13 protein-coding genes are annotated in these 12,170 nt (G+C 67.4%); 7 read left to right on the top strand and 6 right to left on the bottom strand.

The window, feature by feature from the left end:
- Positions 1-84 precede the first annotated feature (84 nt).
- From E0W60_RS14200 to E0W60_RS14185, 4 genes are all read right to left on the bottom strand, one after another.
- Positions 85-645: a chemotaxis protein CheW gene (locus E0W60_RS14200; RefSeq protein WP_135704730.1), complete on the bottom strand. Its 561-nt coding sequence runs from the start codon at positions 643-645 to the stop codon at positions 85-87.
- 52 nt (positions 646-697) lie between these two features.
- Positions 698-1,069: a response regulator gene (locus tag E0W60_RS14195; protein WP_029045760.1), complete on the bottom strand. Its 372-nt coding sequence runs from the start codon at positions 1,067-1,069 to the stop codon at positions 698-700.
- 27 nt (positions 1,070-1,096) lie between these two features.
- The gene (locus E0W60_RS14190; RefSeq protein ID WP_133093966.1) at positions 1,097-1,597 is read right to left on the bottom strand and encodes a response regulator; all 501 of its coding nucleotides are present in this window, start codon (positions 1,595-1,597) and stop codon (positions 1,097-1,099) included.
- A gap of 372 nt (positions 1,598-1,969) precedes the next feature.
- Positions 1,970-2,140 (bottom strand): rubredoxin, encoded by a 171-nt coding sequence (locus E0W60_RS14185; protein ID WP_010813017.1) that lies wholly within the window; start codon positions 2,138-2,140, stop codon positions 1,970-1,972.
- A 226-nt stretch (positions 2,141-2,366) separates the two neighbouring features.
- On the opposite strand from E0W60_RS14185, the gene hemL reads away from it, so the two are divergent.
- From hemL to E0W60_RS14165, 4 genes are all read left to right on the top strand, one after another.
- Positions 2,367-3,659, top strand: a complete 1,293-nt coding sequence (gene hemL / locus E0W60_RS14180; RefSeq protein ID WP_135704728.1) for a glutamate-1-semialdehyde 2,1-aminomutase — start codon at positions 2,367-2,369, stop codon at positions 3,657-3,659.
- Between the two features lie 121 nt (positions 3,660-3,780).
- A complete protein-coding gene (locus tag E0W60_RS14175) occupies positions 3,781-4,407 on the top strand; it encodes a LemA family protein (protein WP_135704726.1) in 627 nt (208 codons plus the stop codon).
- A 10-nt stretch (positions 4,408-4,417) separates the two neighbouring features.
- Positions 4,418-5,290 carry a TPM domain-containing protein gene (locus E0W60_RS14170; RefSeq protein WP_135704724.1) on the top strand — a complete coding sequence of 291 codons (873 nt, stop codon included), beginning with the start codon at positions 4,418-4,420 and terminating at the stop codon, positions 5,288-5,290.
- Positions 5,291-5,310: 20 nt separating this feature from the next.
- Positions 5,311-5,814: a TPM domain-containing protein gene (locus E0W60_RS14165; protein WP_135704722.1), complete on the top strand. Its 504-nt coding sequence runs from the start codon at positions 5,311-5,313 to the stop codon at positions 5,812-5,814.
- Here the strand turns inward: E0W60_RS14165 and E0W60_RS14160 are convergent.
- The gene (locus tag E0W60_RS14160) at positions 5,811-7,073 is read right to left on the bottom strand and encodes an MFS transporter (RefSeq protein WP_135704720.1); all 1,263 of its coding nucleotides are present in this window, start codon (positions 7,071-7,073) and stop codon (positions 5,811-5,813) included. The genes E0W60_RS14165 and E0W60_RS14160 overlap by 4 nt on opposite strands.
- A 78-nt stretch (positions 7,074-7,151) precedes the next feature.
- On the opposite strand from E0W60_RS14160, the gene E0W60_RS14155 reads away from it, so the two are divergent.
- From E0W60_RS14155 to E0W60_RS14150, 3 genes are all read left to right on the top strand, one after another.
- Positions 7,152-8,120 carry a LysR substrate-binding domain-containing protein gene (locus E0W60_RS14155; protein WP_135704717.1) on the top strand — a complete coding sequence of 323 codons (969 nt, stop codon included), beginning with the start codon at positions 7,152-7,154 and terminating at the stop codon, positions 8,118-8,120.
- A gap of 1,074 nt (positions 8,121-9,194) precedes the next feature.
- Entirely contained in the window at positions 9,195-9,371 is a 177-nt protein-coding gene (locus E0W60_RS37015) for a hypothetical protein (RefSeq protein ID WP_165971451.1), read from the top strand.
- 24 nt (positions 9,372-9,395) lie between these two features.
- Positions 9,396-10,772: a sigma-54 dependent transcriptional regulator gene (locus E0W60_RS14150; RefSeq protein WP_135704715.1), complete on the top strand. Its 1,377-nt coding sequence runs from the start codon at positions 9,396-9,398 to the stop codon at positions 10,770-10,772.
- 209 nt (positions 10,773-10,981) lie between these two features.
- On the opposite strand, the gene E0W60_RS14145 is transcribed toward E0W60_RS14150, so the two are convergent.
- Positions 10,982-11,992, bottom strand: coding sequence for a glycosyltransferase family 2 protein (locus E0W60_RS14145; RefSeq protein ID WP_135704713.1), 1,011 nt, complete (start codon positions 11,990-11,992; stop codon positions 10,982-10,984).
- Positions 11,993-12,170: the final 178 nt, after the last annotated feature.

Below are 12,170 nucleotides of genomic sequence, written 5' to 3'. Positions count from 1 at the left end.
TCGTTGTTGTGCCCGGCGGCTCGTGCCGGGTGCGCCAGGCCGGGGCCAGCGCTTGTTTCTTGCCTGCTCGCGGCGCTGCGCGCCTCAGGCCGCGCTGCGGCCCACCTGCAGGAACGCCGGCGCGTCCAGCAGCGCGCGCACGTTGAGCACCTGCCAGTCGCGCCCGTCGCGGTCGGCAAAGCGCTGGCCCTCCCAGGCCGGCACCTCATCCAGTCCCTGCGCCGCCTCCTCGTGCGGCAGCCCCAGTTCCGTGGCATGGCGCAAGCCGGCCACGCGCGTGGCCAGGATCGCGCAGGCGCGCTCCACCTGGCGCGACAGCACCACCAGCTTGCTGCCGGGCTGCACCGGCGTGGGCGCGCCGCCGCAGAACAGGCTGAAATCGATCACGCCAAGCAGGCTGCCGCGCGCATTGACCAGGCCGCTGTACCACGGCTGCGTCAGCGGCACGCGGCTGGGCGGGCGCATGTCGAGCACCTCGCCGGTCTCCGCCAGCGGCAGCAGCCAGTGGCGCGCGCCGATCTGCAGCGCCAGGTAGCTGTCTGCGGCGGGCAGGGTGCGCGCCTCGCGCAGGCGCCGGGCCAGCATGGCCTGGTAGTCCTGCAGGCGGGTGTGGCGGGCGCGTAGGTCTTGGCGTGGCGCGTTCATGTGGCGGTCCCCGGTACTGGTGGTGGCATCCCGTACGGCCGGCGCTGGCGGCTCAGTGCGCCAGCGCGGCGATCTTGCCCAGCAGTTCCTCGCCGTCGACCGGCTTGACGATGTAGTCCGACGCGCCCTGGCGCATGCCCCAGATGCGGTCGGTGTCCAGGCCCTTGCTGGTGCACATGATCACGGGGATGTCCTTGAAGCGGTCGTCGCGCTTGATCGCGCGGGTCGCCTGGTAGCCGTTCTGGCCGGGCATCACCACGTCCATGAGGATCAGGTCGAAGCTTTCCGATTCCAGGCGCGCGAAGGCCTGGTCGCTGTTGCCGGCGACCGAGACCTTGAAGCCGCGCTTGCCGAGCAGGTCGGACATGAACAGCGCTTCGGTCGGAGAGTCGTCGACGATCAGGATCTTGTTGATGGCAGTCATGAGGTTTCCTTCGGTTCGTTCACGCCGTCAGCATGCCGGCAAGGCCTTTTCCGCCACGTCGGCGCGGACCGGCAGGCAGGCCTGCACGGCCTGCAGCAACGCCTCGCGGGTGAACGGCTTGGCTAGATGGTCATGCGCCCCCACCAGCCGGCCGCGCGAGCGGTCGAACACGCCGTCGCGCGACGACAGCATGATCACGGGGATGGCGTGGAAGCGCGGGCTTTTCTTGATCAGGGAGCAGGTCTGGTACCCGTCCAGCCGGGGCATCAGGATGTCGCAGAAGACCAGGTCCGGATGCAGCTCGCCGACCTTGGCCAGCGCCTCGAAGCCGTCCTCGGCCAGCATGACCTGGTATCCCGCCTGCGACAGGAAGATTTCCGCCGTGCGGCGGATGGTGCTGGAATCGTCGATGACCAGCACCTTGCGGCGCGCGTGCGCCTGGGTGTCCGGCATTGGTACGCCAGGCGCCGCAATGCTGGCGCCGGCGGCATTGACCCGCTGGTTTTCTTCTGTATGAGCGACCCGCATGTTGTTCCCGCGACCGGCCACGCCCTGCGGCGCGCCGGCAAGCACTAGAGAACACCCGTGCGGAGCAGCGCGACCCATGCGCGCCCCGACGGACCCCCGAAAAATGATTCTGCTTCCCTTCAAGGCCGGGCCAGACCCGGCAGTGGCGGTGCGTGGAACCCGCACCTGCCTGCCGTCTTCCCCACCAATGGCGGATGGACGGCCACATAATTTGCAACAGAGTGTGACAAGACGCCGGGGGGCCGTCAATCCGGAGCGGCGGGCCCTTGACGGCGTTCTGTCGTATCGGCGCGACGCGCGTGGCCAGTGTGGCGGCTTTCTATGAAGCTTCGATGGCGCACAAGCTGGCGTCGTGCCGGGCGGCTGCCAGCATCAGATGGCCACCATCTCGAAATCTTCCTTGCGCGCACCGCATTCCGGGCAGGTCCAGTTGATGGGCACGTCTTCCCACCGGGTACCGGGGGCGATGCCGTCTTCCGGCGCGCCTGCGGCTTCGTCGTAGATCCAGCCGCAGATCAGGCACATCCAAGTCTTGTATTCCATAACAGGCTCTGGCCACTCTCCATTAAAATCCAGCGCAGATGGTACCGAAACCGTGCCGCCCGCGCCAGCCGGCGACCGCCAGAATCGTGCCAGTTCCGCCGTGTTCGCGCATGTTAGCGCCGGATTGGCAGTCAATTGCCGTGACATTCCACGGTATTGCCTGCATGTCGACGAGACGCCGGCCGCGCCGCCACGTTCCCAGCAGTCCTTGATCCCACTCAACGCCATGTCCCGTAACCAGCAGCTCTTCGACCGCGCCCAGCAGACCATTCCTGGCGGCGTCAACTCCCCCGTGCGTGCCTTCCGCTCGGTGGGCGGCACGCCGCGCTTCATCACGCGCGCCGAAGGAGCCTATATGTGGGATGCCGATGGCCAGCGCTATATCGACTACATCGGCTCCTGGGGTCCGATGATCGTCGGCCACGCCCACCCCGAGGTGGTGCGCGCGGTGCAGGAGACCGCGGCCCACAGCTTCTCGTTCGGCGCCCCGACCGAGGCCGAGATCGCCATGGCCGAGGAAATCTGCAAGCTGGTGCCGTCGATCGAGCAGGTGCGGCTGGTGTCTTCCGGCACCGAGGCGACCATGAGCGCGCTGCGGCTGGCGCGCGGGTTTACCGGCCGCGACCTGATCATCAAGTTCGAGGGCTGCTACCACGGCCATGCCGACAGCCTGCTGGTCAAGGCCGGCTCGGGCCTGCTGACCTTTGCCGACACCACGCAGAACGCCCCCTCCTCGGCTGGCGTGCCGGCCGACGTCACCCGCCACACCATGGTGCTGGAGTACAACAACGTCGAGCAGCTGGAGCAGGCCTTCGCCAAGCACGCCGGCGAGATCGCCGCGGTGATCGTCGAGCCGGTGGCCGGCAACATGAACCTGGTGCGCGCCAGCGACGCCTTCCTGAAGGCTATGCGCGAACTGTGCAGCCGCGACGGCGCGGTGCTGATCTTCGACGAAGTGATGACCGGCTTCCGCGTGGCGCTGGGCGGCGCCCAGGCCCACTACGGCATCCGCCCGGACATGACCTGCCTGGGCAAGGTGATCGGCGGCGGCATGCCGGCGGCAGCCTTCGGCGGGCGGCGCGACATCATGGCCAAGCTGGCGCCGCTGGGCGGCGTCTACCAGGCCGGCACGCTGTCGGGCAATCCGCTGGCGGTGGCCGCCGGCCTGACCACGCTGAAGCTGATCCAGGCGCCCGGCTTCTACGACCGGCTGGCCGCGCAGACCCGCAAGCTGGCCGACGGCCTGGCCGAAGCCGCGCAGGCAGCCGGCGTGCCGTTCGCAGCGGACGCCATCGGCGGCATGTTCGGCCTGTATTTCCGCGAAGGCGTGCCGGGCAGCTTCGCCGAGGTGACCAAGAGCGACACCGCGCGCTTCAATCGCTTCTTCCATGCCATGCTGGACAACGGCGTCTACCTGGCGCCGTCGGCGTTCGAGGCCGGCTTTGTCTCGGCGCAGCACGACGACGCCATCCTGGGCGCCACCTTCGATGCCGCGCGCAAGGCGTTCGCGGCGGCCTGAGGCCATGCCGGCGGGCGACGTGCCGGGGCGTCGCCTGGGCCGTCGCCTGGCAGATGGGCGGTGCGCTACACTTGGGACTCGCCAGGCCATGCCTGCCATGCCTAACCTGCGGAGTCCCACGATGCGCGCCTCTTTCTCCCTGTCCTCGCAGCTGCGCTCGCCGCTGTCCGTGCTGCGCTGGCTGCTGCTGGCGGCCATGGCCAGCCTGCTGACCGCCTGCGGCTACAACGACTTCCAGGCCAAGGACGAGGCGGTCAAGGCGGCCTGGGGCGAGGTCATCAACCAGTACCAGCGCCGTGCCGACCTGATCCCCAACCTGGTCAACACCGTCAAGGGCTACGCCACGCACGAGCGCGAGACGCTCGAAGCGGTGACCAAGGCGCGCGCGGCCGCGACCAGCATCCAGGTCTCGCCCGAGACCCTGAACGACCCGGAAGCGTTCAAGCGCTTCCAGCAGGCGCAGGGCGAACTGTCCAGCGCGCTGTCGCGCCTGCTGGCGGTGTCCGAGAACTACCCTCAACTGAAGGCCGACGCCTCCTTCCGCGACCTGCAGTCGCAGCTGGAAGGCACCGAGAACCGCATCACCGTGGCGCGCCAGCGCTACATCGCCGCGGTCCAGGACTTCAACGTCCTGGCGCGCAGCTTCCCCACCAACCTGACCGCGATGATCTTCAAGTACCCGGTCAAGCCGTCGTTCACGGTGGACAACGAGAAGGCCATCTCGACGCCGCCGGCAGTCAAGTTCTGAGGCGGCGGCCATGGGCCTGACCACCGGCCGCTCGCAGCAGCCGTCCTCCTGGCGCACCGGCCTGGCCGCGCTGCTGCTGTGGCTGGCGGCATGGCTGTGCGCGCCGGCGCTGGCGGCCGACGGCTTCGTGCCGGTGCCGCCGCTGACCCAGCGCGTCACCGACCTGACCGGCACGCTCAGCTCGCAGCAGCGCACCGCGCTGGAAAACGTACTCGCCGAATACGAGCAGCAGCGCGGCAGCCAGATCTTCGTGCTGATGGTGCCGACCACCGAGCCCGAGCCCATCGACGCCTACAGCATCCGCGTGGCCGACGCGTGGCGCGCCGGGCGCAAGGGCATCGACGACGGCGTGATCGTCCTGATCGCCAAGAACAATCCGCCCGGGCTGCGCAAGATGCGGCTGGAGGTCGGTCGCGGCGTGCAGGGGTCGCTGACCGATGCCATGTCCAAGCGCATCCTGCAGGACGTGATGGCGCCGCATTTCCGCCAGAACGACTTCTACGGCGGGCTGGCGGCGGGCATCTCCGCCATCCAGGCCACCATCGACAAGGAAGGCCTGGCCGGGCCGCAGCCGCGCAAGGCGCAGCAATCCTCGGCGCTGGCCGACTGGCTGCCGGTGCTGTTCCCGCTGGCGATCATCTTGTTTTTCTTTATCGGCGCCATGCGGCGCTCCCGCGGGCCGCAGATCGTCACCACCCGGCGTGGCCGTGACGTGATCGCCGGCGGCCTTGGCGGGCTGGGGGGCTACGGCATGGGGCAGGGCTGGGGACGACGCGGCGGCGGCTTCGGAGGAGGTTTCGGCGGCGGTGGCGGCGGCGGTGGAGGCTTCAGCGGCGGAGGCGGCGGCGGCTTCGATGGCGGCGGCGCGTCCGGCAACTGGTGACACAAGGAGGAGCGACGACCATGCCCCATCTCCGACGCGCCCTGCATCATTTCGCCACCACCGCCGGCACCGCCCGCAAGCACTTCCCGGCCGAGGCCCAGCAGCAGCTCCAAGCGGCCGTGCATGCCGGCGAGTCGCGCCATCGCGGCGAAATCCGCGTGGTCATCGAGGCCAGCCTGCCGCTGGGCCACGCCTGGGCCGGCGTGACCCCGCGCGAGCGCGCCCGCTTCCTGTTCGGCGCGCTTGAAGTCTGGAATACCGCCGACCATACCGGCGTGCTGCTCTATATCAACCTGGCCGACCACGCCGTCGAGCTGCTGGCCGACCGCGGCATCGACGCCAGCGTAGGGCCGGCGGTCTGGCGCGAACTGTGCGATGAACTGGCGCACGGGCTGAAGCAAGACCTGTCGGTGACGCCGGTTCTGGTCACGGTGGCGCGCATCCATGAGCTGCTGGCCAGCCATTTCCCGTCGGATGGGGGGCACAACCCCAATGAACTGGACGACCGGCCGATCTTGATCTAGCGGGCGGGCGCGCGCCGCGCGCCCATCAGGTACCACACCGCCGCCAGCACCTGCAGCGCCACCAGCCCGCCCCACGCCGTCATGTGCGCCGCCTTCGGATAGTGGCCGCCGCTGGACGGCCACAAGTCCAGCACAAACCCCACCCCGACCTGGCACGCAAAGGTCGACAAGAACACCGTCAGCGTCAGCGCCGTGGTGGCCCGCCCGATCAGCGCGTCGGGGAAGCTGCGCGCCAGCACCGCATAGGTCAGGATGCCGCTGGAGCCGAACACACCGTAGGCGGCCCACAGCAGCACCGGCGGCAGCGGCACCTGCGCCATCAGCAGCGCCTGCACCACGATAAAGCCGGTCATGCCGATGCCGGCAAACGCATAAAGGCTGACGCCGATGCGCTCCAGGTGGCGCGCCGCCCAGCCCGAGCCGACGCAACCCGCCATCATCGCAAAGCCGATCACCGAGACCAGCCGCGCACTGGTGGCCGCATCGAAGCCCGGCACATCGCGCAGGAAGGCACCGACCCACAGCGTCTGCACCGCCAGGAACACGCCCTGGTTCAGCAGCGTCAGCGGCACCACGCGCCAGAAGCGCTCGCTGGCCAGGATCTGGCGCGTGCCGCGCAGTTGCTCGCGCAGGCTCTCCTTGCCGGCGCGCGGCTTGTCGGGCACGCCGAACCACAGCAGCGCCGCCATCGCCAGCGACACGACCGCCAGCCCGGCGCTGACCATGCGCCAGTCCGTCAGCGACAGCAGCCACGACAGCGGAGTGCCGACCAGCACCGCGCCGAACCCGCCGATCGCCATCACCACGCCGTTGAGCAACGGCATGCGCGACAGCGGGAACCACATCGACAGCGCCTGGATGGCGGCGCCAAGGCACACCGATACGCCCACGCCAATCAGCAGCCGGCCGGTGGCCAGCCCCGCCATGCCCGGCGCCAGCGCGAACACCAGCGAGCCGGCAACGGCCACCAGCAGCATCGTCGCCTCGGTGCGGCGCGGGCCGAAACGGTCCAGCAGGATGCCGGCGGGCAGCTGGGCACAGGCAAAGCCAAGGAAATAGAAGCTGGTGAGCAAACCCAGGTCGCCGGCATTGAGCCCCAGTTCGCGCGTCAGGTGCGGCGCGAAGCCCAGGTTGACCCCGCGGAACACATAGGACACCAGGAAGCCCAGCGAGAACACGGCCAGCACGCGCCAGCGCGCGTGGGCTTGTTCCGTTGGCGCCGGGACGGAAGACAAAGCGGATGAAGTGGTAGTCGTCATGGCCCGCATTGTCGTCCCCATTCCGGTGCAAGGCCAACGAAACATACCCGCGGCGATTGTGAGTAGAATTTGACGGCCATGTCCAGATCCCCCGGCAAACCCGCCCATCGCCCCGTCCACCTGCCCCCACTGCAAGCGCTGCGTGCGCTGGAGGCGGCCACGCGCCACCGCAGCTTCTCGCGCGCGGCCGAAGAGCTGGCGCTGACGCACAGCGCCATCAGCCACCATATCCGCGGGCTGGAAGCCAGCCTGGGCACCAAGCTGTTCCAGCGCAGCGGCAGCCGGATGACGCCGACCAGCGCTGGCGCGCGGCTGGCCGAACAGGTGCGCGCCGCGCTCGACAGCATCGAAAGCGCGCTGCGCGAGGCCGGCAACAGCGCCGCGCCGCCGGTGGTACGGCTGCAGGTCAGCGTGATGGAGGACCTGGCCAATGCCTGGCTGATCCGGCGGCTGCCCAGCCTGCATGCACAGGTGCCGTCGCTGGACCTGCATTTGCGGCTGCACGCCGAGATCAGCCCGCCCGACCCGTACAGCGTCGACGTCGGCATCTGGCACCAGCGCGTGGACCTGCCCGGCTTCGAGTGCCACAACCTGATCGAGGACCACGTCATCGCCGTAGCCAGCCCGGCGCTGCTGGCGCGCTACCCCGGCTTCACGCTGGCCGACGTGCCGCGCCTGCCGATGCTGCGCTTTGCGCTGCGCCCATGGCGCGACTGGCTGGAAGCCGCCGGCCTGCCGGGCGACGAGCCCGAACGCGGCCCGATCTTCCAGGATGCCGGGCTGATGCTGCAGTCAGCCGTGGCCGGCCTGGGCCTTGCCACCGCGCGCGCGCAGCTGGCGCATGACTACCTGTCCAGCGGCCAGCTGGTGCAGATCGGCTCGACCCGGATCCCATCCAGCCTGCACTACTGGGTCACCTGGCGCGAAGGCAACCCGCGGGAAAAGGCGATCCATGCCTTCCACGCCTGGCTGCAGGAACAAGTGCGCGGCGAAGCCACGCAAACGCATCCCACGGTCGGCGGCCAACCCTGGCAGTTTCAATCCTGAAATTGTTTCGTACGCCGATGTTGGCAATACGAATCATTTTCGATAACTCCAGGCATTTCAACGGCTGGCCGGCGATCGCAACACCGGCGTGGTGTCTCTGAACGCGCCCTTCGACTGCATCGGAAACCACCCTGAGTTTCATCGACGCAACCATTTTGCCCGCCATGCCGGCGCGCATGGATCTCCCGCGCCACCCATCCAAAAAGATGAGGCCGGGCCCTGAGCATCCTGCGCGGAACCATGCAAATGCGTGTCAACGGCCATCGCAGCAGCCTTCCAGCACGGCTACGCCTGGCTGTAAATCGCTAAAAGGCTGAGACAGTTGAGGTTTGGCAGACCTGCGCCGCTTGAAAAAGCTCGAGGCCGCTGTAAAGAAAATGCAACTTCGACGAACGGGTTGCCGCGTGCAGTATCGGAGCCATGGCGCCCGAACGTCCAAAATGCCGCCTCCCCTCTTTCGGATGGCCGCGGAGGCGTCAAGGTAGACCTTTCGGCACACGGGTTCCTAAAACTGTGACGTATGCCTGGCACGGACAAGCGCGAACTTGTTGCATCGCAGCATGAAAAAGGCCTGCGATGTATCAGGATCGGAACGTTTTCTTACAGCACGGCGGCGACGGGAACACTCGTTTTTCACGATTCTCTTTTCGAATCAACGGCTTGTACCCCACTGGCACGTTCGTCGCACTTGTGTCCCCGCGAACAGAAGCCCGACACAGGGGAAGTCTGAAACGGAAGCGGCAAACATACTGGCATGCGTTCGCCGAAGGTCAGTTTCATAACGACTCTCGCATCCCAGGGTGGGCGTCGGGCTGGTGCTGTAAGCGTTGGGCCACGCGGCAGGAACTGGCCCGCACCGGCGGGTCGTTGCAGAGGCCGCCGACAAGATTAGAGGGAGGTCTTTCAGGACACGGGCCGCGCGCTTGCGCGTGGCCCGTGCAACCTGGAAGAACCCTGCCAGCCCGGACCACCGGGCGGCGAAAACGGGATCGCGGACGCACGGCTTGCCGGCGCGTCTGGAAAGAATGGGGTGCTGACCGGCCTGCCATGCAGGCGCTGCGAGACACCGCTGCCGTGACCGATGCCATCGACATCGGCGCGGCAGCGGCGGACTACGCGGCGCATCGGCGGGACGGCAAGAACAGAATTCGGGGAGGACGCCGGTTCGAGGCATCGATGATGCAGCGACGGCGCAGGCCTTATGGCCACCGAATCCGGTGCGTGGCAACCGCCGCCGCCGGTTTCGTCTGATAAGAAGAAATCCGGGGAAATCGTATGAGCGCGTATGCCAACCGCCCGCTGCTGTACCTGTCGCAGCATCACGACGCCATGCTCTGCAGGGTCCTGTCGCAACGGGGCTGGAAGCTCAGTTTCGCGTCAAACCTGCAGGAATTGCATGCGCTGGCCCACAGCTCCCAGCCGGCCGCCGCGCTGCTCGACGTGCACAGCGGCTTCAGCGATGCCGAGCTGGAATCGTTCGAACCCTGGCTGGCCCAGCCGCAATTCGGCTGGATCGGCATCGTCGCCAGCCGCGATGCGCTGAGCGAAGCGGCACGCCGCCTGCTCGGGCTCTACTTCGTCGACTACTACACCTCCCCGTTCGAGTCCGCCGACCTGGCCCACTCGCTCGGCCATGCGCAGGGCATGGCACAGATGCGGCCCGCCGTGCAGCGCGCGGCGGCCAGCTCGCGCCCGGACGGCATGATCGGGACCTGTTCCGCCATGCAAACGCTGTTCCGCGGCATCGAGAAGGTCTCGCGCTGGGACACCCCGGTACTGATCTCGGGCGAGTCCGGCACCGGCAAGGAACTCGCCGCGCAGGCCATCCACCATGCCAGCGAACGCGCGCAAAAGCCCTTCGTTGCCGTCAACTGTGCCGCCATCCCGCCCACGCTGCTGATGTCGGAACTGTTCGGCTACGAGCGCGGCGCCTTCACTGGCGCCACCAAGCGCAAGCCGGGGCGCATCGAGATGGCACAGGGCGGCACGCTGTTCCTCGATGAAATCGGCGACATGCCGCTGGAAAGCCAGACCAGCCTGCTGCGCTTCCTGGAGACCGGACGCATCGAGCGCCTCGGCGGCACCGAATCCATCGAAGTCGACGTGCGCATCATCTCCGCAACCCACGTCGACCTCGACGCCGCCATCGCCGCCGAACGCTTCCGCGGCGACCTCTACCACCGCTTGTGCGTGCTGCGGGTACGCCAGCCGCCGCTGCGCGAACGCGGCAGCGACATCATGCTGATCGCCGAGCACGTGCTCGACGGCGTGCGCAAGCAATCGCCGGCCCGCATCCGCGGCTTCTCGCCAACCGCGCTGCGCGCGATCCAGCAGCACAACTGGCCTGGCAACGTGCGCGAGCTGATCAACCGCATCCGGCATGCGGCGGCGATGTGCGAGGACGGCGTGATCCAGCCGGCGGACCTGGAACTGGCGACGCCTGTGGAAGAACGGCCGAAGACGCTGGCGGCGATCCGCGAGGAAGCGGAACAGCATGCGATCGTCGAGGCGCTGCAGCGTAATCATGAGCGGCTGATCGATGTGGCGGCGGAACTGGGAATTTCGCGGGTGACGTTGTTCCGGCTGATGCGGGATTACAAGCTGCAGGTGAGGAAGGGGGATATGGGGATGGTGTGCGTGCAGGGAACCTGAGGCAAGAGACCGTCCACGCCAATCGCATCATAAGCTTCAGCGCACACGCCCGACTCATCCCTCTCGACATTGCTGGCGGGGTCGATTGCGATCCCGCCAGCAATGTGCCATTCATGCGTGCCGGCCCTGGGCCCCCGGCATGCTTGCCTGCCGAAAATAACCGCCCGCGAAGCCGGGCGGCCGCACCCTTGCATGCTTCGGTCAGTTTGTCAGCTGCGCTTGCCGGCCACCAGTGAAATGATCTTGCCGTCCCCGCCTGCGCGACGCAGCGGACGACGCGTATGGTAGCGGCGCTTGACCAGGTAAATCGGCCTGCCTTTTGATTCCTCGTAGATGCGCCCGATGTATTGGCCAACCAGGCCAATGCCAATCAGCTGTACGCCGCTGAAGAACAGCAGGAGCGCGATCACCGGCGCAACGCCGGGCACCTCCCCATCGCCCATTGCACTATATGCGGCGAGGTACAGGCCGTAGCAGATTGAGACGAGCGCGATGCACGAGCCAAGGTACATCCAGCCACGCAGCGGCACCGAACCAAAGCTGGCGATGTCGGCGAGCGTCGCCCTCCATCGCCCGCTTCCCTGCTCGTTCGATAAGCCTGCACGGCACTGTTCCCGCTGATACGGCACGATCACGGTATTGAAGCCCACCCAGGAGAACAGGCCTTTCATGAAGCGATGTCTTTCGGGGAGCTGCTTGATGGCATTCACTACCGCACGATCCATCAGGCGGAATTCACCGACATTGCTGGGAATGTTCAGCTCAGACAGTGCGTTGTGCAAGCGGTCGCAAACGGCGCTGGCAAACCGCTTCAGGTACGAGCCATTGCCAGGACCCGTGCATTGGGCAAGCACAACCTCCGCGCCTTGTCGCCAGCACTGGACCAGCGTCGGGATCAGCTCCGGCGGATCACGCAGGTCCGCATCGAACGGAACCACGGCGTCCCCGAGTGCCTCGTCCATGCCGGCAGTCAGGGCCGCCTGCTTGCCAAAGCAGCGCGTCAGCTCGATCACGCGAATCCGGCCATCGCGGCGCGCTGCTTCGACCAGCCTGGACAGCGTGTCGTCCGTACTACCGTCGTTGATGCAGACGATTTCGAAATGCGTGGCGTGCAGGGATTCCAGGATCGGCAGCACGCGCGCAAGGAAGCCATCTGTCGCAGCGCCGTTGTTGTGGAATGGCACCACCAGCGACAGGAGCTGGGTTTCATAGTTGGACATGACCTGGATCCTCCGATGCTGGCAACACCTGCATCAGGGGGCGTGCGCGTGTGCAACCATACCGGCTGTCGATGCGGCATCTTCCCCCTGTTTTCTTGGTCTTGTGCATGCAGTACCCCGCTGTACATAGCGGGAACGCAGCCATTCTTCCTGGCCCAGTTTTGTCGCGCACCGAACG

This window comes from Cupriavidus oxalaticus (genome assembly GCF_004768545.1).
GTDB classification, from domain to species: Bacteria; Pseudomonadota; Gammaproteobacteria; order Burkholderiales; family Burkholderiaceae; genus Cupriavidus; species Cupriavidus oxalaticus_A.
This window is presented reverse-complemented; position numbering and strand designations above follow the sequence as displayed.

Coding starts and splice junctions, on each gene's coding strand:
- E0W60_RS14200 (WP_135704730.1), bottom strand. CDS start 645: ATGAACGCGCCACGCCAAGACCTACGCGCCCGCCACACCCGCCTGCAG.
- E0W60_RS14195 (WP_029045760.1), bottom strand. CDS start 1,069: ATGACTGCCATCAACAAGATCCTGATCGTCGACGACTCTCCGACCGAA.
- E0W60_RS14190 (WP_133093966.1), bottom strand. CDS start 1,597: ATGCGGGTCGCTCATACAGAAGAAAACCAGCGGGTCAATGCCGCCGGC.
- E0W60_RS14185 (WP_010813017.1), bottom strand. CDS start 2,140: ATGGAATACAAGACTTGGATGTGCCTGATCTGCGGCTGGATCTACGAC.
- hemL (WP_135704728.1), top strand. CDS start 2,367: ATGTCCCGTAACCAGCAGCTCTTCGACCGCGCCCAGCAGACCATTCCT.
- E0W60_RS14175 (WP_135704726.1), top strand. CDS start 3,781: ATGCGCGCCTCTTTCTCCCTGTCCTCGCAGCTGCGCTCGCCGCTGTCC.
- E0W60_RS14170 (WP_135704724.1), top strand. CDS start 4,418: ATGGGCCTGACCACCGGCCGCTCGCAGCAGCCGTCCTCCTGGCGCACC.
- E0W60_RS14165 (WP_135704722.1), top strand. CDS start 5,311: ATGCCCCATCTCCGACGCGCCCTGCATCATTTCGCCACCACCGCCGGC.
- E0W60_RS14160 (WP_135704720.1), bottom strand. CDS start 7,073: ATGACGACTACCACTTCATCCGCTTTGTCTTCCGTCCCGGCGCCAACG.
- E0W60_RS14155 (WP_135704717.1), top strand. CDS start 7,152: ATGTCCAGATCCCCCGGCAAACCCGCCCATCGCCCCGTCCACCTGCCC.
- E0W60_RS14150 (WP_135704715.1), top strand. CDS start 9,396: ATGAGCGCGTATGCCAACCGCCCGCTGCTGTACCTGTCGCAGCATCAC.
- E0W60_RS14145 (WP_135704713.1), bottom strand. CDS start 11,992: ATGTCCAACTATGAAACCCAGCTCCTGTCGCTGGTGGTGCCATTCCAC.